This is a genomic window from Pseudoxanthomonas sp. SORGH_AS_0997, assembly GCF_031453535.1.
GTDB classification, from domain to species: Bacteria; Pseudomonadota; Gammaproteobacteria; order Xanthomonadales; family Xanthomonadaceae; genus Pseudoxanthomonas_A; species Pseudoxanthomonas_A winnipegensis.
In genome coordinates this window covers 3,490,233-3,512,198 of the sequence record NZ_JAVIZI010000001.1, presented here as the reverse complement: position 1 = coordinate 3,512,198, position 21,966 = coordinate 3,490,233, and the positions used below count along the sequence as shown (strand labels likewise).

Here is a 21,966-nt window from a genome sequence, read left to right as displayed (position 1 = left end):
TGTGCGTGACTTCGGAGGCGCCCCCTCACCCCAGCCCTCTCCCCCGCACGCGGGGGAGAGGGGGCAGGACGGTGCGCGTGCGGGTGAACCGAAGCGTGCAAGTGAGCGCTCATGCTGCGGCCTCGGCGGCGTTGCCGGCGAACAGGGCGTCCAGGGCGTGAATCAGTTCCGGGGCGAAGCGCTGGGCATGGACGCCGGGCGAGTCGGCGCGGGCGGCGTCCAGGCCGCGGCAGAACAGGTAGCGCAGGCCGCCGAAGTCGCGGGCGTAGTCGTAGGCCGCGCCCAGGCGGAAGCGCAGCCAGCGGTGCAGGGCCAGGGTGTAGATCAGCGCCTGCAGGTCGTACTCGCTGTGCGCCATCGCCTGGGCCATGGCCGCCGCGTCGTACTGGGGCAGGCGGTTGGACTTGTAGTCCAGCACGTACCAGCGCCCGTCATGGGTGTAGGTGAGGTCGATCAGGCCGGTCATCAGGCCCTCCAGCACGCGGCGCAGGCCGAAGCCGTGGCGCTCGCGGATCACGCCATGGGCGTGCAGCAGCTGCAGCAGCGCGTCCACCTGGGTGGGCTGCAGGGCGAACTGGAATTCGATCTCGGCGCGGCGCGCCTCGGGCGGCAGCTCGCACAGGCGCAGGCCTTCGGGCAGGGCGACGGTCAGGGTCTGGCCGATCAGGTCGGTCAGCGCGGCCACGCCGTCGTCGAGGGCGTCGAGCGGGTAGCCGCCGGCCTTGAGCGCGGTCTCGATCGTGCCGCGCTCGTCGGCCGGCGCGAGGTCTCCGGCCTGCCAGTCGCGCCAGGCGCCGAAGTCGGCCTCCTCCAGCGCCGCGTGCAGCACCACGCCGAAACGGTTGCCGGAGAAGCGCGCATCGAAGGCCTCGGCCGGCTGGGTCGCGTCCGGCGCGGGGTCGGCCTCGGGTTCGTCGCGGCCGCCGGCGGTGGCCACCGTGGCGCGCGTGGAGGTGTCGACGCTGCCGCCCTCGGCGTTGGCCAGCTGGGTGAAGCTGTAGACCCACCAGTCCGGCGCCAGGTGGCGCGTGGCCTGGCGTGCGGGCGGCGTGTCGCCGGCATGCGGCGGCGGCAGCCACGGCAGCGCGGCGGGCTGGGCGTCGTCGCGGACGATGTCGGCGAGCTCGGGCAGGCCGTCGAGCATCGGCCACAGCGGGGTCCTGCGGTGCTCGTAGAAGGCGCCGGTGGCGATCCACAGCGCGTGCTCGGCGCGGGTCAGGCCGACATAGAGCAGGCGCGCGTCCTCGGCGCGCTGGGCATCGACCCAGCGCTGCCTGGCGGTGGCCCAGCCGGAGGTCTCGACCTGCAGTCGCCAGTGCAGCGCGCGCGTGCCGTCTTCGTCGGCCACCACGCAGGCACGGCCCGGGTCGGGCGGCTTGCCGCCGATGCCGGCGAAGGGCAGGAACACCAGCGGGTACTCCAGGCCCTTGGACTTGTGCAAGGTGACGATCTGCACGCGGCGCGCGTCCGATTCCAGCCGCAGCAGCTGGGTCTCGTCGTCCGGGTCGGCCTGGGCGATGCGCTGGCCCAGCCAGTCCACCAGCCCGGCCAGGCCCAGCGCGCGCGCATCGGCCTGCTGCAGCAGTTCGCCCAGCTGCAGGTAGTTGGTGAGGCGGCGTTCGCCATCGAACAGGCCCAGCAGGCGCTCGGCGTTGTCGGCGCACAGGTCCGAGACCAGGGCCAGCGGGCCGCCGCGCTGCCAGCGCTCGCGCCAGGCCACGGCGCGCTGCTGCCAGGCGCCGAGCGCGGCGCCGTCCTCTTCCAGCGCGCCGATGCCGGCCGCGTCCACGCCCAGCAGCACGGTGGCCAGCGCCGCGCGCAGGCGGCCGTCGTCGGCGGTGTGCAGCAGCGCCAGCAGCAGGGTCAGCAGGTCGCGCGCCTCAGGTGTGGCGAACAGGCTCTGCTTGCCCGCCGCCACCGCCGGGATGCCCACCGCGGCCAGCGCCTGCTGGATGCGCGTGGCCTCGCGGTGCGTGCGCACCAGCACGGCGATGTCGCCGGGCTGCACGGGCGCGCCGTTGAGCGTGGCGTCGCCGTCGCGGGCTTCGCTCAGCACCGCATGGATGGCCGCCACGCAGGCCTGGGTGGCCAGCTCGCGCGAGCGCTGCGCGCTGTAGGGCTTCTGCTTGCCGGCCTCGTCGCTGGGCGGCGGCGGCGCCTGCCACAGCGTCAGCGCGGGGGCGTCGCGCCCGCCGCGCAGGTAGTCGGCATCGCGGCGCTGGGTGCCGGGCAGCACCGGGTGGAAGGCGATGTTCTCGTCGAGGAAGGCCTGCGCGCCGGCCTGCGCGTACAGCGCCTGGATGGCGCGCAGCACGGCCGGGCGCGAGCGGAAGTTGCGCTCCAGCGGCGGCGCGGCTTGCGCGGTGGCCGCGGCGCGCAGGTAGGTCTGCACATCGCCACCACGGAAGCCGTAGATGGCCTGCTTGGGGTCGCCGATCAGGGCGAGGAAGCGGCCGTCCGCACCCTCGCCCGCGCCCTCGCCGAACACCGTGTCGAAGATCGCCCACTGGCGCGCGTCGGTGTCCTGGAATTCGTCCACCAGCGCCACCGCGTACTGCGCGCGCAGGCGCTGAGCGAGCGCGGCGCCGTGCGGCCCGGCCAATGCGTCGGCCACGCCGTCGATCAGGTCGTCGTAGGTCTGCACGCGCAGCTGGCGCTTGCGCTGGGCCAGGCGCGTGCGGGCGGTGTCGCGCAGGGCGTGGAGCAGGCGCACGCTGGCGCGTTCCTGCGCATCGGCCAGCTCGGCGACCGCGGCCAGGTACGGCGGGATCAGCGCGCACAGCGGCGAGGTCGGCGTGGATGCGGCCTTGCCCTTGTTCGTCCTGGCCTCCAGCGCCTCGGGCGCCAGCATCGCCAGCTTGGGGTGCGGCGGGGTGGCCCAGTCGCCGCGCGCGCAGCGCTGGGTCAGGTCGTCCCAGAGTTCGTGGATCCAGGCGGCCTTGTAGCTCTGGCCGTTGAGGATCTTGGCTTCGACCGCCTCCAGCAGCGCGGCGCGCAAGGTATCGCCATGGGTGGCGAAGGCGTCGGCCAGCGCCTGCGAGGCGCGATGCAGTTCGGCCGCGCTGCGCTCGGGGTCGTCGGCCTGCGCGGGCAGCGGCGGCAGCAGCACGGGCTGGCGGATCAAGGCGTCCAGGTCGCGCGCCAGGGCCTCGGGGCCGGCGGGCCACAGCGTCATCAGCAGCGGCGCCTGCGTCGCGTCGGCGGCGGTGGTGCGCCACAGGTCGGCGGCCAGCTCGTCGCGCAGCGCGCGGTCGTTGGCCAGCAGCTCGGGCGCGGCGAAGGTCTGGTCGCTTTCCAGCGCGTGCTCGCGCAGCACGCGCGCGCAGAAGCCGTGGATGGTGAAGATGGCGGCCAGGTCGATCTCGTCGGCGGCCTGGCGCAGGCGGCGACGCAGCTGCGCGGGCGTCTCGTCGCCGGTCTGCAGGTGCGCGGCGATGATGGCGCGGCTGAGGGCGATGTCGGGCGCTTCGGCTGCGTCCTGTGCTGGGTCCTGTTGCCCCTGTGGGAGCCGCCATGGCGGCGAGGGGCTTTCCCCGGTTACTGCGCCTGCGCCGCCTTGCCGCGGTGGGATATCGGAGGAGTCGGCGAGTTGGTCGGTAGAGCCACTCGCCGCCATGGCGGCTCCCACCGGGTCGGGGACCAGGGAGGCGGCCAGGGCCAGGCGCTCGCGGATGCGCTTGCGCAGCTCCTGCGTGGCCGCGTCGGTGAAGGTCACCGCCAGGATCTGGCCGATGCGCAGGCGCCGCTCGACCACCAGCCGCGTGACCAGCGTGGCCAGGGTGAAGGTCTTGCCGGTGCCGGCGCTGGCCTCGATCAGGCGCGTGCCGGTCAGGGGCAGGTGGAGGAAGGGGTCGGTGGGCGGGGTCATGCGCGGGCCTGGTGCGCTGTGCGGCGGGCGCATGCGAAGGGCGGCTGCATTGCCGAGCGGCTCGCGAACACATCGAGGTGCAGCGGCCCGCGTCCATTGGGCAGGCTGCGTCTGCTGGCTCCGCCTTGGCCGCCGCGCCCATGCTGCAGGCAGTAATCGCGTGAGCCGCCCTGCCCCGTCATGGTTCTCCCTCGCTTTCCGCTTCTGCGGCGAAGGCGTGCGCGTCGTCGAAGCCGGCGTGCAGGGTGCCGTGTTCGACCGCGCCGAAGATGTCGAAGCTGGTCTGCGCAAAGTCGCGCAGCAGGGCCGGGTCGGTGAAGGGGTCGCGGCCGCGCAGGGCGAGCTGGTAGGCCTCGCCGTTGCCTTCGCCCCAACTGCGCTCGCTGCCGCGCCAGCGGGCGACAGCGGCCTTCAGCGCCTTGTTGGCGTCCTCGGCGATGAAGTATTCCCAGCCGCTGTACGGGCCGAACGGCAGCGGCGCCTGCAGGCCGCGGGCGCGCACCTCGAGCAGGCGCTGCAGGGCGGCACGGGCCTGGTCCGGGGCCAGGGGCGCGCGCACGAACGGGCCTATGCCGGGCAGGTCGCGGCTGCCCGGATCGAAGAAGCGCACCAGCGGCAGCGCCAGCCCGGCCGCGCTGGCGAGCAGCCAGTCCAGCCCCTGGCGGATCGCGGCCGGGCCGTTCATCGCGCCCAGACGCACATGGGCCAGGCCGTGCTCGTAGACGCCCTCGAGGCGGCCCTGCAGGCGCAGCGCATCGAGCTCGACCTCCACCCGTACGCTGCCGCGCGGCGCGGCGTCACGCCAGGCGATGAAGGCCTCGGCATACGGCTGCAGCCGTGCGACCAGTGCCGTCAGCTGCTGGCGCCCCAGCGGCCCGGACGGCAGCAGCGCACGCGCGCGCAGCGTCTCGTAGAGGCCCTCGTCGTGGCCTTCGAGCAGCGCGTCGAACACCTGCTGCTGCAACAGCGCCTTTTCCAGCCCGGCGGCGGGCGCGAGCAGCGGCTCGACGTCCTGGCCGACGTCGTGGTCCTCGGCCAGGCGCAGGCCCAGGCGCTGGCGCAGGAACTGCTCGGCCGGCGCGGTGAGGAAGCGGCGCAGCGCTTCGAGCGGCAGCACGCTGTCCGGCTCGCCGCCCGACGCGGGCAGCCCTGCCTGGTACCACGGCGCCAGCGCGGTGCGCGCGCCGCCGATGCGGGCCGAGGCCGGCTGCCACTGGGTGCGATAGCTGAAGCGCCGCGGATCGCCGTTCGCGCCGAAGGCGGCCGGCGCGAACGGCTGCAGCGCGTGGCGCACCGTCAGCCCCTTGGCCGCCGCGACCGGATCGGCGTGGTAGCGCGCGGCCTCGGCGATCAGCTCGCTGACCAGCGCCGAGGGCTCGCGCACGCTGCCATCGCGCGCATCGGCGCCCAGGTAGCTGACGTAGAACACGTCCTGCGCGGCGGCGAACAGCTGCAGGAACAGGAAGCGGTCGTCCTCGCGCGTGGAGCGGTCGCCGTGACGGCGCCGCTCGCTGCCGAGCTCGGCGGTGAGACGGTTGAGGCCGGCGGCCGGATCGCGGCGCGGGAACTCGCCATCGTTCATGCCCAGCAGGCAGATCACGCGGAACGGCAGCAGCCGCATCGGCACCATGCGCCCGATGCTCACGCCGCCGGTCAGCAGCGGCGCGCGGGTGTCGGCCTGGCCTAGCACCGCGGCGAAATGCGCGCGCACCACCTCGGCCGGCACGGCGGCGGCGAAGCCGGCGCGCGCGGCGTCCTGGGCGAAGGCATCGATCAGCGTGCGCAGGCGGTCCAGCGCGCGCTGGGTGTTCGCCGCCGTCGGGGGCTGCGGCAGCAGGGCGTCGAGCAGGGCCAGCAGGCGCTCGCGCCACTGGGTGGGCGAGAGCGCCTCGTCCAGGCTGCGCTGGGTGCGGGCCAGCACCCGCAGCAGGCGCAGCAGCGCATCGAGCGCATCCAGCGCGCCGCCCTCCAGCGCCGGATAGGGCGCGACGCCGGCGATCTCGTCGCTGCTGCCGCTGGCGTGGCCCAGCAGCAGCCGGTCCAGCGCGAAGGCCCAGGTGTAGGCGTCGTCGGCCGGCGCGCCGTGGCGCACGCGGTGCGCCGCGTCCACGCCCCAGCGCGCGCCGGCGGCGGCCAGCCAGCCGTGCAGGCGTTCGAAGGCGGCGGCGTCCAGCCCGGCCGCGTCGGCCAGCGGCGGACTGGCGAGCAGGTCCAGGATCTCGTGCAGGCCGAAGCGCGAGACCGGCAGGTCCAGCAGGCGCACGAACACCTCGGCCAGCGGCTCGCCGGCCAGCGGGCTGGTGTCGGCCAGCGCATAGGGAATGCGCGCGCCGGCCGTGTCGCCGCCGAACACGGCTTCCAGGTACGGCAGATAGGGATCGATGTCCGGCGCCAGCACCGCGATCTGGCGCGGCTGCAGCGGCGGGTCGAAGCGCTTGTCTTCCAGCAGGCCGCGCAGCTGGTCGTGCAGCACCTGCAGCTCGCGCAGGCGTGTGTGGCAAGCGTGCACCTGCAGGCTGGGGTCGGTCGGGTCCAGCTTGGTGAGCGGCGCGGGCTCGGGCGGCGCGGCGCGGCGCAGCAGGTCGTGCTGCAGGCGGCGCAGCAAGGTATCGCCCAGGCCGCCCTCGGTCAGCGTGCGCTGGCCGGTGTCGAGCGGGTCGGCATAGACCTCGATCTCCGCGCTCGGGTGTACCACTTCGTAGCTGCCCAGCATCGCCATGAAGTCGCGCCCGGCCGCGCCCCAGGCCTGCAGCAGGCGGTTGTCGCCGGCGGTGCCTTCGAACAGGTCCGCGTCCGCCGAGGCGGCCGCGCGCGCGCGCGGACCCAGCGCCTGTAGATCGCCCCAATAGCCCTGCGCGGGCGTGGGCAGGTAGAAGTGCAGCGTGCCCACGCGCGCCTGCGTGGCCAGCACGCGCAGCACATCGGGCGAGACATTGAGCGTGGCGAAGGCGAACACGCGCCGCGGCAGGCCCTGCGGCAGCGCGCCGGTCTCGAACCGGTCCAGGTACTCCTGGATGCGCCGCGCGCGGTGCGTGGTGCCGGCGGCGACATGGCGCCACAGCAGGGCCTGCGGATCGCGCGGATCGGCGCCGGCTTCCCAGCGCAGCAGCCAGTCGCGGCGCCAGGCCTGGTACTTCTCGAACACGCCGGCCAGTTCGCCGGCCAGCGCCCAGGGCTTGAGCGCGTCGTCGCCGCGCAGATAGCCGGCCAGCTGCGCCAGCGCCGGGTTGGCCAGCAGCGTCGGGTCGGTCAGCGCCGCATACAGGCGCCAGTGCAGCGTGGCCGCGTCGAGTTCATCGCGGGCCGCGTCCGCTGCCTGGCCGGGCGCGGGATTGGCCGCCAGCGCGCGGGCGACGAATTCGCCCGGGGTGAGGAACTCCAGGTTGGCCGCCACGCCGTGTTCGGCCGCCAGCGTGGCCTGCAGCCAGCGCCGCATCGCCACCTGCGGGATCAGGATCACCTCGGGCGTGAGGATCGACTGGCCGGGCACGGCCGTGCGCAGCTCGGCCGCCAGCAGCTGCGCCAGCAGGTCCAGGGCATTGGAGGGATAGAGCCGGAAGTCGGCGGGCGGCGGCGCGGGCATCGTGCGGGATTGTGCCGCAGACAGGTCGCCGGGGTTGAGATCGGGTCAGGGGCTGCAACTGCTGGCGGCAGCGGTTCTTCCAAGATGCTTCCTCGCTTGAGGTGGCTCGGAACGTGGCCGGATGCCTGCAGGAACCTTGGCCCTCAAAGGCTGAGCGAGCTGATCGACGAACGTCGCCGTCGCAAGAGGAGCGACATGTGCGTTTTAGCGCTGGATCCAGGCGGAGATCGCGCGCATCGGTTGCCTCAGGTCGGTCCTGAGCCTGGCCGGCAGCTCATGGGTCGTCTTCCCAGGCAATGGAAGCGATCCGCCAGCCGCGGAGCGTTCGCACGAGTTGGAACAGTTTGGCGCCGCCGGCGTCGTAGGGCGTGCCCTGGTAGAGGCCGCGTTTCTCGTAGGTCGAATGGCGGCAGGCGATGTCGCGCAGCACCTGTGTCCGCGCGTGCGTCTCCCATTCGTGGAAGTCGGTGAGCGTGCCGTCGGACAGCATCCGCGCCCGGGGCGCGATGAAGCTGTCGACCGTCATCGTGTCCGTTCCGCTGCCGGCTGCCCGCGTGACGATGGCCTCGGGCAGGAACATGTCACGCAGCGCCTCGGCCGGAGTCGCCCGTCCGCCGCGATTGTCGAACGCGCCATAGAAGGCGGCGATCAGCGCATCGATCTCCGCGTGGTCCTGCGCGTCGTCAGCGCCTGTCATGTCGTGCCAATCGCGTTCTTTGGGAGAGACGATCGGGGCGTCTCGCGGGAATTGCGTCGAAGCATAGGTGTGTCGGGGGCAGACGCACCATGGCGACTCCAGGCGAGGGGCTTCGATGGGCAGCGATCCGGCGGGCAATGGTCCGCTACCGCGCGGGTCAAGTCACAAGGCTTCGGTTTGCGCGGTCACTCGAGCCCCCTCCCTTGCGCGTAGCGCAGGGGAGGGATGGGGAGGGGTTGGGGCTTTACCGGGCAAGCCACAGAAGCAAGAGCAAAAGCACCCCACCCCAACCCTCCCCTTCGCCTGCGGCGAAAGGGAGGGGGCAGATCAGGGCCAGGAGCGGGAAGTCGTCGACTTGCGGCTCCCTCCCCTGCGCGTAGCGCAGGGGAGCTCGAAGTCGCGGCTAGCGACTGACACGCGGAAGCACCGCCACCACACCGCCCCTGTCACGCAGCGTTGCGACAGCGGGAACGGACCGGCGTGCAAGCATCGACGCCGACGGGCTACAATTTCTGAACTGGCCAGTCCAGTCATGGTGGCATTCAGTCCGTGCAGGCCATGCTTAACCGATTTTTCGCATTCCGCCCTCCTCTCGCCTCGCCTGCCCACGCATGCCGCATTCCACCTCCCCTGCTGCGAAGTTCGAGGCGGTCCGCCTGGATCGCGGCGGGCGCGCGATCCTGTCCGGGCTGGACCTGGTGGTGCCCCAGGGCAGCATCACGGCCGTGCTGGGGCCGTCGGGCAGCGGCAAGTCCACGCTGCTGGCGGCGCTGACCGGTGAGCTGGTGCCGGCGGCCGGCACGGTGGAGCTGTTCGGCCAGCCGATCCCGCGCAATGCGCGCGCGCTGCTGGAGCTGCGCAAGAACCTCGGCGTGCTGCTGCAGGGCAATGGCCTGTTGACCGACCTGACCGTGGCCGAGAACGTGGCGCTGCCGCTGCGCACGCATACCGCGCTGCCGGGCGAGCTGATCGACCAGCTGGTCGATCTGAAGCTCAACGCGGTCGGCCTGCGTGCCACCGGTGGGCTGTATCCGCGCGAGCTGTCCGGCGGCATGGCCCGGCGCGTGGCGCTGGCCCGCGCGCTGGCGCTGGATCCGCCGCTGATGATCTACGACGAGCCGCTGACCGGGCTGGACCCGATCGCCTCGGGCGTGATCATGTCGCTGATCGGCCGGCTCAATCATTCGCTTGGGCTGACCAGCGTCATCGTCAGCCACCACGTGCACGAGACGCTGCCGGTCTGCGACCAGGCGCTGGTGATCGCCAACGGCAAGCTGGTGTTCTCCGGCACGCCGGCGCAGCTGGAGGCCAGCGAGGACCCGCTGGTGCTCCAGTTCCTGCGCGGCGCGCCCGATGGCCCCATTCCCTTCGACAGCGCCGCCTCGGCGCGCGCCGCATAGGACCCGTGCCGATGGCCTTCGCCGCTTCCATCCGCTCGCTGGGCGCCGCCGGGCTGTTCTCGCTCTCGGTGCTGCGCGCCTCGGTGCCGACGCGTGACTTCTGGGCCGAGCTGACCAAAGAGATCTACAAGATCGGCGCGCGTTCGCTGCCGATCATCGCGGTGGGCGGTGCGTTCGTGGGCCTGGTGCTGACCCTGCAGGGCTATCGCACGCTGACCACCTTCGGCGCCTCCGACGCGCTGTCCACGCTGCTTGGCTTGTCGCTGTACCGCGAGCTGGGCCCGGTGCTGACCGCGCTGCTGTTCATCGGCCGCGCCGGCAGCTCGATCGCCGCCGAGCTGGGCCTGATGCGCGCCACCGACCAGATCAAGGCGCTGGAGCTGATGGCCATCGATCCGGTGGCCAAGGCGGTGGCGCCGCGCTTCTGGGCGGCGGTGCTGACCGTGCCGCTGCTGACCGGGTTCTTCTGCTCGCTGGCGATCAGCGCCAGCTGGTTCGAGGCGGTCAAGGTGCTGGGCCTGGACAACGGCACGTTCTGGTCGGCGCTGCAGGGCAGCGTGGATCTTTGGGACGACTTCGGCGTGGCCCTGCTCAAGTCGGCGGTGTTCGGCGGCGTGGCGGCGCTGGTCGCGGCCTACGTGGGCTTCAACGCCGAGCCGACCATCGAGGGCACCTCGGTTGCCACCACCCGCGCGGTGGTCAACGGCTCGCTGCTGGTGCTGATGCTCAACTTCATCCTTTCCGCCCTGTTGTTTCAGTGAGAGACCTCTAATGGCCGCACGCGGACCACGACTCGAATTTGCCGTCGGCGCCTTCCTGCTGCTGGCGCTGGCCTCGCTGCTGGTGCTGGCGCTGGCCTCGACCAACCGTTCCTTCGGCTTCGGCGGAGGCGGCTACGACCTCAAGGCCCGCTTCACCAACCTGGGCCAGCTGCGCGTCCAGGCGCCGGTGAAGATCGGCGGGGTGGTGGTCGGCCAGGTCGCCAGCATCGCGCTGGATCCCAAGTCCTTCGACTCGGTGGTGACCCTGCGCATCGACGGCCAGTACAAGGGCCTGCCGGCCGACACCGCGGCCGGGATCTTCACCAGCGGCCTGCTGGGCGAGAACTACGTCGGCCTGTCGCCCGGCGGCGACCCGGACGTGCTCAAGGCCGGCGACGAGATCACCTACACCCAGCCCGCAGTGGACCTGCTGCAGCTGGTCGGCAAGTACATGTTCAGCGGCGGTGGCAAGCCGGCTGGCGACGATTCCACCGCCAGCCCGGCGCCTGCGCCGGCGGCGCCCGCCCCCAAGGGAGATACCCCATGAAGCGTTCCACGATCACCCTCGCCCTGGCCGCCGTCCTGGCCGCCGCCGCACCGACCGCCGTTCTGGCGCAGGCCTCCGCCGCTTCGGCCGCCGCGCCGGCGCAGGGCTCGGCCAGCGCGGTGGTGCTGAGCCAGTCCACCCGCGTGCTGACCACGCTGGAGCAGCGCCGCGCCGAGTTCAAGGCCAACCCGGCCGCGCTGAAGGCGTTCATCAAGACCGAGTTCAACACCGCCTTCGACGGCAACTACGCCGCGCGCCTGGTGCTGGGCGTGCACGGCCGCGGTGCGTCCGATGCGGAGGTGAGCGGCTTCGCCGATGCGCTGGCCGACAACCTGACCGCGCGCTACGGCCAGTCGCTGCTGGACTTCAACTCGCGCCTGCGCGTGCGGATCAAGTCCGAGACCCCGCTGCCCAACGGCAAGGGCGTGCGCGTGTCCAGCGAGATGCTGCGCGAGAGCGGCGACCCGGTGCCGGTGGACTACCTGATGCGCAACGTCGGCGGCCAGTGGAAGATCTTCGACGTGATGATCGAAGGCATCTCCTACGTGCAGACCTTCAAGAACCAGTTCGACGGTCCGCTGCGGCAGAAGTCCATCGCCCAGGTCACCGCCGACCTGCGCGCCGGCCGCATGCAGGCCTCCGGCGACACCGGCCAGCGTTGAGCCGCCGATGAGCACCGCGACACTCCGGCGCGAGGGCACGGCCCTGGTCTTCAGCGGGGCGCTGGACCGGGCCGCCGCGCAGGCCCTGTGGCCCTCCGCGCAGCGCGCGCTGGACGGCGCGCGGCGGCTGGACGTGTCGGCCGTGTCGGCGCTGGACAGCGCCGGCCTGGCGCTGCTGGTCGCGCTGGCCGCGCGCCTGCGCGCCGCGCGGGCAGCGGCCCGGTCACCGTGGAAGGCGCCGCGTCCGGCCTGGCCGAGCTGTGCGCTGCGTATCGCCTGACACCGGCGCTGGATTATCAGCCGGCTTGATTGCCCGGCGCCGACATTGCGTCGGTCCGCCCCCTGAAGGGATCTTAGGAATGAAGACCTTGCATCTGTTGTCCCCGCTGCTGACCGGCCTGCTGCTGGTCGGCTGCGCCTCCAACGCCACCAAGCCGGCGGCGCCGTCGGCCGGCGCCACCGTGCCGCCCCCCCCTCCTGCCGCCGCCGCGCCCGCGGTCGAACCGCCGCCAGCCGCTCCGATCGCCCAGGCGACCGCGCCGACCGCGGCCGCGCCCAGCACGGCGACGAGCGCGCCGCCGACCAGCGCCGAGAACGACTACAGCGCGATCTACGACCCGGTCGCCGATCCCACACTGCCGCCGCCGGCCGAGGGCGCGCCGCCCAGCTACGACCCGTGGGAGAAGTGGAACCGCAAGGTCCACGCCTTCAACAACGTGGTCGATCGCAATGTCGCCAAGCCGCTGGCCACCGCCTACATCAAGGTGGTCCCGCGCCCGGTGCGCAACGGCGTGCACAACTTCTTCGACAACCTGGGTCAGCCGCTGACGGTGGTCAACAGCCTGCTGCAGGGCAAGCCGGGCGAGGCCTGGGACGCGCTGGGTCGGTTCCTGATCAACACCACCGCCGGCGTCGGCGGCGTGGTCGATGTGGCCACTCGCGATCAGGTGCCCAACACCAGCGAGGACTTCGGTCAGACCCTGGGCGTGTGGGGCTGGCGCCAGTCGCGCTATCTTGAGCTGCCGCTGTTCGGGCCGCGCACCGTGCGCGACACCTTCGGCCTGATCGGCGATGCGCCGCTCTCGCCGGTGCAGCGCGTGGAGAACGACAAGGCGCGCATCTTCCTGCAGGGCCTGCAGCTGGTCGACGTGCGCACCCAGCTGATGTCGCTGGACTCGATCCGCGAAGGCGCGGTGGACGAGTACGCGCTGTTCCGCGACGGCTGGCTGCAGCGCCGCAACTACCAGATCAGCGACGAAGGCGAGCGCAGCCGCCGCAAGGGTCACGCCAACGACGACCTGCCGGCCTATCTGCGCGACGACGACGACAATCCGACCGTGCCGATGGACGCCATTCCCACCATCATGCCCAACGCGCGCTGATATCAGGCGCGCCTCAACGAAGAAGGCCGCCCTCGCAGGCGGCCTTCTTCGTTTGCGGCGGGACGTTGGCGATCAGGCGGCCAGCGCGGCGTCCACGGCCTCGCGCAGGCGTGCGTCGTCGGCCGCCACGTCCGGCGAGAAGCGCGCCACGACGCGGCCGTCGCGACCGATCAGGAACTTCTCGAAGTTCCACAGCACGCCCGGCGCCGGATTGACCTTGATGTCCAGGCCCTTGAGCTTCTCGCGCAGCGGGCCTTCGCCGATGGCCACCGGCTGGGCGTTGACCAACGCCTGGTACAGCGGATGCACGCTGTTGCCGGCCACCGAGATCTTGGAGAACAGCGGGAAGGTCACGTCGTACTCGGTGCTGCAGAAGCTGGCGATCTCCGCATCGCTGCCCGGCTCCTGCTCCTTGAAGTTGTTGGCCGGGAAGCCGAGCACTTCCAGGCCGGCGTCGTGCTTGTCGCGGTATAGCGCTTCCAGGCCGGCGTACTGCGGCGTCAGGCCGCACTTGGACGCGACGTTGACCACCAGCAGCACCTTGCCGCGGTAATCGCCGAGCTTGGCCGGCTGGCCATCGATGGTGGTGAGGGGAATGTCGTACAGGCTGGTCATCGGCGCGGACTCGGGCTGGATGGGAGAACGGGCCGCTAGTCTAGGCTGGAAATGTTGACGCCCGCTTCCGCCAACCCTGCAGGCACGTGAACGCCCGTCTCGTCAGTCCCGCGCGCGGGCGACCAGGCCACGCCGGTCGAGCACCGGCGCGGCGGCCAGCAGCCAGTCCGGGTAGGCGCGCACGCTGACGACCAGCGTGCAGGTGCCCGCCGCATCGACGCAGGGCGGGCCGTGGATGGCGCCGATGGACACGGTATGGCCGAGCAGGCCCAGCTCCTCGAGCGAGCCGACGACCTCGCGCATCATCCGCTCCGTGCTGGTATTGGCGCGGACGAAGCGGTAGTAGCGGCGGACCTGGTCGTTCATCGAAGACTCCTGCGACGCACGTGGGACGGCCGGACCTTCGTGGCGGTCTCCTTGCGCGGGATCACACACCGGCGATGCCGCAGAGCGTGACGACCCTGGCATTCAGATGCCGGGCCTCGAGCAGGGCGCACAGGCGCTGACTGACTTCGCGCACGCCGCACAGGTTCTGCGGGCCATACAAGGTGTAGGTGGGACGGTCATCGCCGTAGGGCTGAAGGCGCCGGCCGACATGGACCGCGTTGACGCCGCTGGCGCGGGCCCAGAGCTCACGCAGTTCGGCGGGACCGATGCTGTTGTTCCCGCCAAGGGTGAACGAGAACATCGCCACCTGCGACTGCGCCATGGATCCAGCTCCTGGTATGCGCCACATGCCGGTCGCACCCAGTCGCAGATCTGGAACCTACGCGCGCGGCCGTTCCGGAAACGTGAGGGGCCGCACAGGCGCAGCGCTTCATGGCGACGCGGATGCCACGCTCCACGCGATGGACGCGCACTCGCTATGAACTTTGAACTGCCTTCCGAGACTGGACACGCACAAAGCGTCGGGCATTCCCGCGAACGCGGGAGGTGCTTTTCGGCAGACGCATGTCTGACGGTCCAGCGTCTTTGCTGTTTGCAGAGGAAGTCGCTGGGTTCCCGCTTTCGCGGGAACGACGGTAGTGAGGTCTTACGCGACGGAGCCTGCGCGGCGGCACTCGAGCGCGTCTGTCGCTGCAGTCGCAGGAGCGCACGGCTGCAGGTGTCGGCGAACGCGCCGCCAGACACCGAGCCCCGCGGTCAGGCTTCCTCGTCCTCGCCACCCGCAGCGGCGCCCTCGTCGGCATCGCCGATCAGGTCCTCGCCCAGCAGCGCCTGCGATTGCGCGCCGACCAGCGTTTCCACGCCGCGCAGCTTGCGCTCGATGGTGCGGGTCTTGCGGCTGGCATCGCCCAGGCTCTTGCCGACGGTGTGGATCTGCTTCTCGGCCTTTTCCAGGATGCCGGCGAACTTGCCGAACTCGCCCTTCACCGCGCCCAGCAGCGCCCACACCTCGCTGGAGCGCTGCTCGATGGCCAGGGTGCGGAAGCCCATCTGCAGGCTGTTGAGCAGCGCGGTCACCGTGGTCGGGCCGGCGATCACCACGCGATGCTCGCGCTGCAGCAGATCGACCAGGCCTGGGCGGCGGATCACTTCGGCATACAGGCCTTCGGTAGGCAGGAACATCACCGCGAAATCGGTCGTGCGCGGCGGCACGATGTACTTCTCGCAGATGGAGCGGGCCTGCACGCGGATGGCGCGTTCCAGCTGCGCGCCGGTGGCGCGCACGGCCTCGGCGTCGCCGGCCTCCTGCGCGTTGAGCAGCTTCTCGTAGTCCTCGTGCGGGAACTTGGAATCCAGCGGCAGCCACACCGGCGCATCCTGCGCGCCGCGTCCGGGCAGGCGCACGGCGAAGTCGACCATCTCGTTGCCGTCCTCGCGCAGTTTGACCCCGCGCTGGTACTGCTCGGCGGTGAGGGTCTGTTCGAGGATGCTCTCCAGCTGCACCTCGCCCCAGCCGCCGCGCGACTTGACGTTGGTCAGCACGCGCTTGAGGTCGCCCACGCCGGTGGCCAGCTGCTGCATCTCGCCCAGGCCGCGCTGCACCTGCTCCAGCCGCTCGGAGACCAGCTTGAACGACGCATCCAGGCGCTCGTTGAGCGTGCCCTGCAGCTTCTCGTCCACGGTCACGCGCATCTGCTCGAGCCTGGCGGCGTTATCGGCCTGCAGGCGCTGCAGCTGTTGGTCGAGCGTGGCGCGCATCTCGCTGATGCGGGTCTCGTTGCGCTGGGTCAGCTCGGTCAGGCGCAGGCCGAGCTGCTCGTTGAAGCGGCCCAGCGATTCGCCGCTTTCGCTGCGTGCCTTGCGGCTGTCCTCGGCCAGCTGCTCGCGCAGCGTCGCCATGTGCGTGTCGCTGCGCGCGATCAGTTCGGCCAGCTGCTGGCCGAAGGCGACGATGCGCGCCTCCTGCTGATGGCCGAAGGCGTCCAGCTGGGTGCGCATGTCCTGAAGGCGCGCGCCGAGCAGTTCGGCGGTGCGCTGCTGGGCCTCGCTACCCTCGGCGCGGGCCTTGCGCGCGTCCTCGCCCAGCGCCTCGCGCAGCTGGTCCAGGCGCGTGTCGGTGCGGGTGGACAGGTCGGTGAGGTTGCGGGCGAACAGATCCAGCCGCGCGTCCTGCTGGCGGGCCAGGCCATCGAGCTGTTCGCGCAGTTCGCTGCGGCCGTTGCGCTGTTCCTCGCGCAGGGCGTGCTCGAGCGTGGCGTGCTGGCCGCGGCGCAGCAGCAGGACCAGCTGCAGGAGCAGGACGAGGGCGATCAGCGCGCCCAGGATCAGAGTGTCGGCTTGCATGGCGCGCAGTGTATCGGCCGCGGGTCTCAGGCATTGCGCCTGGGTGCCCGGCTTCTAACGTCTGGGCAACTGCCAGATGCGGCGCGCCAGGCGGCGCGCGGCGGGCGTGTCGGCCACTTCGATGCGCACGCCGTAGGGCGCCAGGCGGCGGCCCAGCTCGACCAGCGCCGCCGCCGGCAAGGCCTGCAGGCCGATCACCAGCGGCGGCCCCTGGCGCGGCGCGAGCCCGAGCATGGGCACGGCGCGGCCGTAGGACCACAGACCGCGCGGCGCCGACAGCCAGGCGCGCGCGACCTGCGCCAGCGCGATGCGACGCACGCCGAACAAGGTGCGGACCTGCAGCGCACCGGCCTCGAGCGTGAGCCGCAGCCGCCACACGCCGGCGACCAGCAGCGCCGCCGGCACCAGCGCGAAGAGCGCCAGCCCGAGGCTGCCGCCGCGCAACCCGGCCGCGCTCAGCGCCAGCAGCAGCGCCGCCAGCACGCCCGCGCCGATGCGTGCGGCCGGCGTGGCGCGGTAGTGCTGTGCGGTGTGCGGCGCTGGCGCGTCCAATGGCGACTCGCTCCCTGTGTGGGCCGCGAGTATGCCGCGTGGACGCAGGGATCAGGGATCAGGGATCAGGGATCAGGGATCAGGGATCAGGGATCAGGGATCAGGGATCAGGGATCAGGGGTCGGGGGTCGGGGGTCGGGGGTCGGGGGTCGGGGGAGGATGGCCTCAGTCGAAGCCTTCCAGCACCAGCTTGCCCTTGGCCTTGCCGCTCTCGACCAGGGCATGGGCGCGGCGCAGGTTGGCGGCGCTGATCGTCCCGTAGTGCTCGCCGAAGGTGGTGCGCAGGGTGCCGGCGTCGATCAGCGCGGCCACGCGGGTAAGCAGGTCGTGCTGGGCCTGCATGTCCGGGGTCTGGAACACCGAGCGGGTGAACATCGATTCCCAGTGCAGCGAAATGCTCTTGGGCTTGAGCGGCATCGCATCCAGCGAGGGCAGGTCGTCGATCAGCGCCAGCTGGCCCTGCGGCGCCAGCAGTTCGATGAACTGGCTGTAGTAGCTGCCGGTGTGGGTGAGGCTGGCCACGTGCTGGACCTGTTCGATGCCCAGCGCCTGCAGCTGCGGACCCAGCGGCTGGCTGTGGTCAATCACGTGATGCGCGCCCAGTTCGCGCACCCAGGCCTGGGTCTCGGGGCGCGAGGCGGTGCCGACCACGGTCAGCGCGGTCAGCTTGCGCGCCAGCTGCACCAGGATCGAGCCCACGCCGCCGGCCGCGCCGGTGACCAGCAGCACCTGGCCCTCGCCCTGGCCCTCGGGGATGCGCAGGCGGTCGAACAGCAGCTCCCAGGCGGTAATGGCGGTCAGCGGCAGCGCCGCGGCCTGGGCGTCGTCCAGGCTGGCCGGCTTGCGCGCGACGATGCGCTCGTCCACCAGCTGGTATTGCGCATTGCTGCCCGGGCGGTTGATCGACCCGGCGTAGTAGACGACCTCGCCCGGCTTGAACAGGGTCACCGCCTCGCCCACCGCCTCGACCGTGCCGACCGCATCCCAGCCGAGCACGCGCGGCTCGGTCACCTGCGCGCGATGGCGCACCTTGGTGTCGACCGGGTTGACCGAGACGGCGTGGACCTTGACCAGCAGGTCGCGCGGGCCCGGCACGGGCTGGGGCAGGTCGACATCGACCAGCGCGGCCGGGTCGTCGATGGGCAGGCCAGCCTGGAGATAGGCGACGGCTTTCATGGGGAAGCTCCGTGAGGTGGGGACAGGCGCCCATCTTCCTCCGCGCGTTTTGCCATGTTAACCGGCAGAATCGAGCATCACTTTCACTCCAGGAGCGCAAATGATCCGGCTCGAGGACCTGGCCCTGTTCGTGCGCACCGCGGCGCTGGGCAGCTTTTCGGCGGCCGCGCGCGAGGCCGGCCTGCTGCCCGGCCAGGCCAGCGCGGCGATCAAGCGGCTGGAGCGCGAGCTGGACCTGCGCCTGTTCGTGCGCACCACCCGCGCCCTGCGCCTGACCGCCGAGGGCGAGCAGTACCTGGAGACCGCGCGCGAGGTGCTGGACACCCTGCGCCAGGGCCGCGAACGCCTGCGCGGCGACGATGCGCCGCTGTCCGGCACCCTGCGCCTGGCCGCCCCCTCCGACCTGGGCCGCAACATCCTGCTGCCGTGCCTGGACGACTTCCACGCAGCCCACCCCAGGCTGAGCGTGCAGCTGCTGCTGTCCGACCAGGTCACCGACGTGTTCCGCGAACCGGTGGACGCGGCGGTGCGGCAGGGGCGCTTCGACGACGCGCGCTACGTGACCCTGCCGCTGCTGCCCGACAACCGCCACGTGCTGGTCGCCTCGCCGCGCTATCTCGCCCAGCGCGGGCGGCCCGAACGCCTGGAGGACCTGCGCGAGCACGAGGCGGTGCTGTACATGCTCGGCGGCCGCGCCTACGACCGCTGGAACTTCGAGGTGGACGGCCAGCGCCAAGTGGTGCAGGTGCGCGGCCAGCTGCTCAGCAACAATGCCGATGTGACCCGGCAGTGGGCGCTGGCCGGGCACGGCATCGCCTACAAGTCGTGGCTGGACGTGCACCGCGACATCGCCGCCGGCCGGCTGGAGTGGCTGCTGCCGCAGTTCGGCGAACCCTTCCCGATCCTGCTGGTGTGCCCGCACCGGCGCCAGTTCTCGCCCGCCGTGCGCCAGCTGCACGCGCTGCTGGCGCAGCGCCTGCAGGCGCTGGCCGGAACGGATCGATTGCAACCTTAGGGGGTTGAAGAAGCGCTCCATGGGAGCCGCCACGCCGTCGATGAGGCTTCGCCGTTCAATTCCCTCGCCGCCATCGGCCCAACGCGCCGCCACCTGTAGAGCGGAGCTTGCTCCGCTGGGGCCTTCCCTAAGAACCGAACGAAGAGCAGCGTAGCAAGCTCCGCTCTACAAGGAGGGCGCGAGGCGATTGGAAGAGACAGCTGCTCCCGCAGATCACCCGCGGCTGGCGGTCAGGTCACGCAGGTGATCATCGCGAAGAAGGCGGTGGCCTCGCCGTCGATGGTGGCGCTGAAGCCGCCGGCCGGGGCGTCCAGGCCGCAGCTGTCCTGGCGGATGCGCAGCGTGGCCGCCAGCGCGTTTGACTGCGCCGACCACACCGCCACGCGGCCGGCCTCGATCAGGGGAATCGCCACGTAGCCGGCATCGTGCAGCGGCGCCAGCGACACCGGCTGGCAGCCCTGCGCATCGGCCGGCTGGTCCTTGGCTGCGGCCAGCACCGCCTTGGCGCGCTTGCCCATGATCCGCACCATGCGCGCATCCAGCGGCAGGCCGTCGCCGCGCTCATCGGCCAGCGCCTGCAAGGTATCGGCCGAGACCAGCAGATGGCTGCCGTGCGGCGCGTCCTGGTACAGGGCAAGGCAGTGGGCCGGCACCTGCGTCTGCACGGTGACGGCGCGCGCGGTCGGCGCGGTGGCCGCGGCGGCGGCCAGGAGGGTGGACAGCAGGGGGACGAGCATGGCGGGCGACGCGGTCCTTCGGCACGGCGGCCCCGGGGGGCCGACCCGTGCACTGTAAACGCGTCGGTCAGTGCGAGGGCTGCGGCAGCTGCGCGGGTTCGCGCCCGGCGCGGCCGGGCTTGTCGACGCGGGCCAGCGATTGGGCCGGGGTGACCCGCGGCAGGCGCAGGCCGATGGCGACCTTGCCCCCGCGCGACTGCGCGAACACGCTGCCGCCATGCAGCTGGGCCACCGCCTTGACGATGGCCAGGCCCAGGCCGTGGCTCTGGTCGCTGCCGGTGCGCGAGGGATCGGCGCGGTAGAAGCGGTCGAACAGGTGTGCCAGCTTCTCCGGCGGGATCGGCGCGGCCTGGTTGCGCACGGTCACCGTCACCGCGTCCGGCCCCTCGGCGATGTCCACGTCCACCGCGCTGCCGGCCGCGCCATGGCGCAGCGCGTTGTCCAGCAGGTTGGTGATGGCCCGCGCGTACAGCGACTGCTCCACGCAGGCGCGCGCATCGCCCCGGATGCGCAGCTCCAGGCCGGCGTCCTCCATCAGCATTTCCATGAACTCGGCCGCGTGCGTGGTGGCCTCGTTGAGCGAGACCTCGACCAGGTCGCGCGCGGTCTCGCCGCGGTCGGCGCGGGCCAGGAACAGCATCGAGTTGACGATGTTGCGCAGGCGCTCGAGCTCCTCCAGGTTGGACTGCAGCGTGGCCTCCATCTCCTCGGTCGTGCGGGCGCGCGAGAGCGTCACCTGGGTCTCGCCGATCAGATTGCCCAGCGGCGTGCGCAGTTCGTGGGCCACATCGGCGTTGAACGCGTTGAGCTGCTCGTAGGCGCGCTGCAGTCGGGTCAGGGCCTCGTTGAGCGAGACCACCAGGCCGTCGAGCTCGGTCGGCAGATCGTTGGCCGGCAGGCGCAGGGTGACGTCGCGAACGTCGAGGCGGCGGGCGTGTTCGCTCAGCCGGTCCACCGGCGCCAGGCCGCGCCGGGCGATCCACCAGCCCAGCCCGGACACCGCGCCGATGGCGACCACGCACAGCACGACGATGCCGACGGCCTGCAGCCACTCGGCCGCCTCCACGTCGCGCCGGCCGGCGGCGACCATCAGCTGCACCGCCGGGCGCTCGCCCATCGCCGGCAGGGCGTGGGTCAGGGTGATGTAGCGCTGGCCGTTGGGCAGCGAGGCGCTGCCGAAGCCCTCGCCATGCGCATCGAAGCTGGCCCGGTCCAGGAAGCCGTTGCCTACGCGGAAGCGTGCGTCCGCGCTGTCGGCCAGGAAGTACAGGCTGCCGTCCTCGGGCGTGAAGTCGGCCAGCTTCTCGCGGAAGTACGACCAGTGCTCGGCGTCGTTGGCGCGCTGGGCCAGGCGCTCGACCAGCATCAGCCGCGCGCTGAGCTGCTCGCGCTGGTTGCGCTGCAGCTCGTAGGACTGGAACAGGAACAGCGAGACGGCCAGCACCGCCAGCACCACCGTGGCCGCCAGCCCGAACATCAGGGCCAGCCGCGCCGCGATGGAGCGGGTGGTCATGCCACTTCGCCCTCGCGCTGCTCCAGCACGTAGCCCATGCCGCGCACGGTGTGCAGCAGCTTGGTCTCGCCCGGATACTCCAGCTTGGCGCGCAGGCGCTTGATCGCCACTTCCACCACGTTGGTGTTGGTGTCGAAGTTGATGTCCCACACCGTCTCGGTGATCACGGTCTTGGACAGGATCTGCGAGCGGCGGCGCGCCAGCGCGGCCAGCAGCGCGAACTCCTTGGCCGACAGGTTCAGGCGGCGGCCGCGGCGGGTGGCGCGGCGGGCGAGCAGATCGATGTGCAGGTCGCCGACCTGGATCTGGGTGGACTCGTGGGCACGGCCGCGGCGGGTGATGGCCTGCACGCGGGCGAGCAGCTCGAGGAAGGAGAACGGCTTGATCAGGTAGTCGTCGGCGCCCGCGCCCAGGCCGCGCAGGCGGTCGTCGACCTGATCGCGCGCGGTGAGCATGATCACCGGCGTGTCGCGCTGGGCGCGCAGGGACTGCATCACCTGCAGCCCGTCCATGCCCGGCAGCATCACGTCCAGCACGATGGCGTCGTAGTCGCCGGTCAGGGCCAGGTGCAGGCCGTCCACGCCGTTGGCGGCATGGTCGACGCTATAGCCCTGCTCGCCCAGGCCCCGGGTCAGGTAGCCGGCGGTCTTGGGCTCGTCCTCGATGATCAGCAGTTTCATGGCGTCGTGGTAGGTGGCGGGAGCGATGCTCATGCGGCGGTCCTGTCG

At 71.9% G+C, this 21,966-nt stretch carries 18 protein-coding genes and 1 pseudogene; 7 read left to right on the top strand and 12 right to left on the bottom strand.

What is annotated here, in order from left to right; translation table 11 throughout:
- Positions 1-109: 109 nt before the first annotated feature.
- From QE438_RS15325 to QE438_RS15315, 3 genes are all read right to left on the bottom strand, one after another.
- Positions 110-3,868, bottom strand: coding sequence for an exodeoxyribonuclease V subunit beta (locus QE438_RS15325; protein WP_306994458.1), 3,759 nt, complete (start codon positions 3,866-3,868; stop codon positions 110-112).
- Positions 3,869-4,046: 178 nt separating this feature from the next.
- A complete protein-coding gene (gene recC, locus QE438_RS15320) occupies positions 4,047-7,451 on the bottom strand; it encodes an exodeoxyribonuclease V subunit gamma (protein ID WP_306994460.1) in 3,405 nt (1,134 codons plus the stop codon).
- Positions 7,452-7,725: 274 nt separating this feature from the next.
- Positions 7,726-8,148 (bottom strand): hypothetical protein, encoded by a 423-nt coding sequence (locus QE438_RS15315; protein ID WP_306994462.1) that lies wholly within the window; start codon positions 8,146-8,148, stop codon positions 7,726-7,728.
- Positions 8,149-8,759: 611 nt separating this feature from the next.
- Here QE438_RS15315 and QE438_RS15310 point away from each other — a divergent pair.
- From QE438_RS15310 to QE438_RS15285, 6 genes and pseudogenes are all read left to right on the top strand, one after another.
- Entirely contained in the window at positions 8,760-9,548 is a 789-nt protein-coding gene (locus QE438_RS15310; protein ID WP_306994464.1) for an ATP-binding cassette domain-containing protein, read from the top strand.
- A gap of 11 nt (positions 9,549-9,559) precedes the next feature.
- Entirely contained in the window at positions 9,560-10,309 is a 750-nt protein-coding gene (locus QE438_RS15305; RefSeq protein ID WP_130520537.1) for an MlaE family lipid ABC transporter permease subunit, read from the top strand.
- Positions 10,310-10,319: 10 nt separating this feature from the next.
- Positions 10,320-10,856: an outer membrane lipid asymmetry maintenance protein MlaD gene (gene mlaD, locus QE438_RS15300; protein WP_131660521.1), complete on the top strand. Its 537-nt coding sequence runs from the start codon at positions 10,320-10,322 to the stop codon at positions 10,854-10,856.
- Positions 10,853-11,518 (top strand): ABC transporter substrate-binding protein, encoded by a 666-nt coding sequence (locus tag QE438_RS15295; RefSeq protein ID WP_130520533.1) that lies wholly within the window; start codon positions 10,853-10,855, stop codon positions 11,516-11,518. Before mlaD ends, QE438_RS15295 begins: the two co-directional genes overlap by 4 nt.
- 7 nt (positions 11,519-11,525) lie before the next feature.
- A pseudogene (locus tag QE438_RS15290) lies at positions 11,526-11,827 on the top strand (STAS domain-containing protein).
- Between the two features lie 50 nt (positions 11,828-11,877).
- Positions 11,878-12,900, top strand: coding sequence for a VacJ family lipoprotein (locus QE438_RS15285; protein ID WP_306994469.1), 1,023 nt, complete (start codon positions 11,878-11,880; stop codon positions 12,898-12,900).
- A 72-nt stretch (positions 12,901-12,972) separates the two neighbouring features.
- Here QE438_RS15285 and QE438_RS15280 read toward each other — a convergent pair whose 3' ends face one another.
- The 6 genes from QE438_RS15280 to QE438_RS15255 all read right to left on the bottom strand — a co-directional run bounded on the left by QE438_RS15280 (position 12,973) and on the right by QE438_RS15255 (position 17,973).
- A complete protein-coding gene (locus tag QE438_RS15280) occupies positions 12,973-13,515 on the bottom strand; it encodes a glutathione peroxidase (protein ID WP_306994471.1) in 543 nt (180 codons plus the stop codon).
- Between the two features lie 102 nt (positions 13,516-13,617).
- Complete coding sequence (locus QE438_RS15275) at positions 13,618-13,881, bottom strand: hypothetical protein (RefSeq protein WP_130520527.1); 264 nt, start codon at positions 13,879-13,881, stop codon at positions 13,618-13,620.
- Between the two features lie 61 nt (positions 13,882-13,942).
- Positions 13,943-14,224: a hypothetical protein gene (locus QE438_RS15270; protein WP_130520525.1), complete on the bottom strand. Its 282-nt coding sequence runs from the start codon at positions 14,222-14,224 to the stop codon at positions 13,943-13,945.
- Between the two features lie 434 nt (positions 14,225-14,658).
- Positions 14,659-16,245 carry a DNA recombination protein RmuC gene (gene rmuC, locus QE438_RS15265; RefSeq protein WP_306994474.1) on the bottom strand — a complete coding sequence of 529 codons (1,587 nt, stop codon included), beginning with the start codon at positions 16,243-16,245 and terminating at the stop codon, positions 14,659-14,661.
- A gap of 54 nt (positions 16,246-16,299) precedes the next feature.
- Positions 16,300-16,797 carry a hypothetical protein gene (locus QE438_RS15260; RefSeq protein WP_131660515.1) on the bottom strand — a complete coding sequence of 166 codons (498 nt, stop codon included), beginning with the start codon at positions 16,795-16,797 and terminating at the stop codon, positions 16,300-16,302.
- Positions 16,798-16,962: 165 nt separating this feature from the next.
- Positions 16,963-17,973 carry a zinc-binding alcohol dehydrogenase family protein gene (locus tag QE438_RS15255; RefSeq protein ID WP_306994476.1) on the bottom strand — a complete coding sequence of 337 codons (1,011 nt, stop codon included), beginning with the start codon at positions 17,971-17,973 and terminating at the stop codon, positions 16,963-16,965.
- A gap of 100 nt (positions 17,974-18,073) precedes the next feature.
- Between QE438_RS15255 and QE438_RS15250 the strand changes: the two genes are divergently transcribed.
- A complete protein-coding gene (locus QE438_RS15250) occupies positions 18,074-18,988 on the top strand; it encodes a LysR family transcriptional regulator (protein WP_306994477.1) in 915 nt (304 codons plus the stop codon).
- A gap of 230 nt (positions 18,989-19,218) precedes the next feature.
- Here QE438_RS15250 and QE438_RS15245 read toward each other — a convergent pair whose 3' ends face one another.
- The 3 genes from QE438_RS15245 to QE438_RS15235 all read right to left on the bottom strand — a co-directional run bounded on the left by QE438_RS15245 (position 19,219) and on the right by QE438_RS15235 (position 21,918).
- Positions 19,219-19,725: a hypothetical protein gene (locus QE438_RS15245; RefSeq protein WP_306994479.1), complete on the bottom strand. Its 507-nt coding sequence runs from the start codon at positions 19,723-19,725 to the stop codon at positions 19,219-19,221.
- A gap of 67 nt (positions 19,726-19,792) precedes the next feature.
- A complete protein-coding gene (locus QE438_RS15240) occupies positions 19,793-21,238 on the bottom strand; it encodes a heavy metal sensor histidine kinase (protein ID WP_306994481.1) in 1,446 nt (481 codons plus the stop codon).
- The gene (locus QE438_RS15235; protein ID WP_130520616.1) at positions 21,235-21,918 is read right to left on the bottom strand and encodes a heavy metal response regulator transcription factor; all 684 of its coding nucleotides are present in this window, start codon (positions 21,916-21,918) and stop codon (positions 21,235-21,237) included. The genes QE438_RS15240 and QE438_RS15235 overlap by 4 nt, the downstream gene beginning before the upstream one ends.
- Positions 21,919-21,966: the final 48 nt, after the last annotated feature.

What these genes read in the sequence shown, in the direction of transcription:
- mlaD (WP_131660521.1), top strand. Translation starts at nt 10,320, where the DNA reads ATGGCCGCACGCGGACCACGACTCGAATTTGCCGTCGGCGCCTTCCTG.
- QE438_RS15280 (WP_306994471.1), bottom strand. Translation starts at nt 13,515, where the DNA reads ATGACCAGCCTGTACGACATTCCCCTCACCACCATCGATGGCCAGCCG.
- QE438_RS15285 (WP_306994469.1), top strand. Translation starts at nt 11,878, where the DNA reads ATGAAGACCTTGCATCTGTTGTCCCCGCTGCTGACCGGCCTGCTGCTG.
- recC (WP_306994460.1), bottom strand. Translation starts at nt 7,451, where the DNA reads ATGCCCGCGCCGCCGCCCGCCGACTTCCGGCTCTATCCCTCCAATGCC.
- QE438_RS15270 (WP_130520525.1), bottom strand. Translation starts at nt 14,224, where the DNA reads ATGGCGCAGTCGCAGGTGGCGATGTTCTCGTTCACCCTTGGCGGGAAC.
- QE438_RS15245 (WP_306994479.1), bottom strand. Translation starts at nt 19,725, where the DNA reads ATGCTCGTCCCCCTGCTGTCCACCCTCCTGGCCGCCGCCGCGGCCACC.
- QE438_RS15325 (WP_306994458.1), bottom strand. Translation starts at nt 3,868, where the DNA reads ATGACCCCGCCCACCGACCCCTTCCTCCACCTGCCCCTGACCGGCACG.
- QE438_RS15250 (WP_306994477.1), top strand. Translation starts at nt 18,074, where the DNA reads ATGATCCGGCTCGAGGACCTGGCCCTGTTCGTGCGCACCGCGGCGCTG.
- rmuC (WP_306994474.1), bottom strand. Translation starts at nt 16,245, where the DNA reads ATGCAAGCCGACACTCTGATCCTGGGCGCGCTGATCGCCCTCGTCCTG.
- QE438_RS15275 (WP_130520527.1), bottom strand. Translation starts at nt 13,881, where the DNA reads ATGAACGACCAGGTCCGCCGCTACTACCGCTTCGTCCGCGCCAATACC.
- QE438_RS15305 (WP_130520537.1), top strand. Translation starts at nt 9,560, where the DNA reads ATGGCCTTCGCCGCTTCCATCCGCTCGCTGGGCGCCGCCGGGCTGTTC.
- QE438_RS15315 (WP_306994462.1), bottom strand. Translation starts at nt 8,148, where the DNA reads ATGACAGGCGCTGACGACGCGCAGGACCACGCGGAGATCGATGCGCTG.
- QE438_RS15310 (WP_306994464.1), top strand. Translation starts at nt 8,760, where the DNA reads ATGCCGCATTCCACCTCCCCTGCTGCGAAGTTCGAGGCGGTCCGCCTG.
- QE438_RS15240 (WP_306994481.1), bottom strand. Translation starts at nt 21,238, where the DNA reads ATGACCACCCGCTCCATCGCGGCGCGGCTGGCCCTGATGTTCGGGCTG.
- QE438_RS15295 (WP_130520533.1), top strand. Translation starts at nt 10,853, where the DNA reads ATGAAGCGTTCCACGATCACCCTCGCCCTGGCCGCCGTCCTGGCCGCC.
- QE438_RS15235 (WP_130520616.1), bottom strand. Translation starts at nt 21,918, where the DNA reads ATGAAACTGCTGATCATCGAGGACGAGCCCAAGACCGCCGGCTACCTG.
- QE438_RS15255 (WP_306994476.1), bottom strand. Translation starts at nt 17,973, where the DNA reads ATGAAAGCCGTCGCCTATCTCCAGGCTGGCCTGCCCATCGACGACCCG.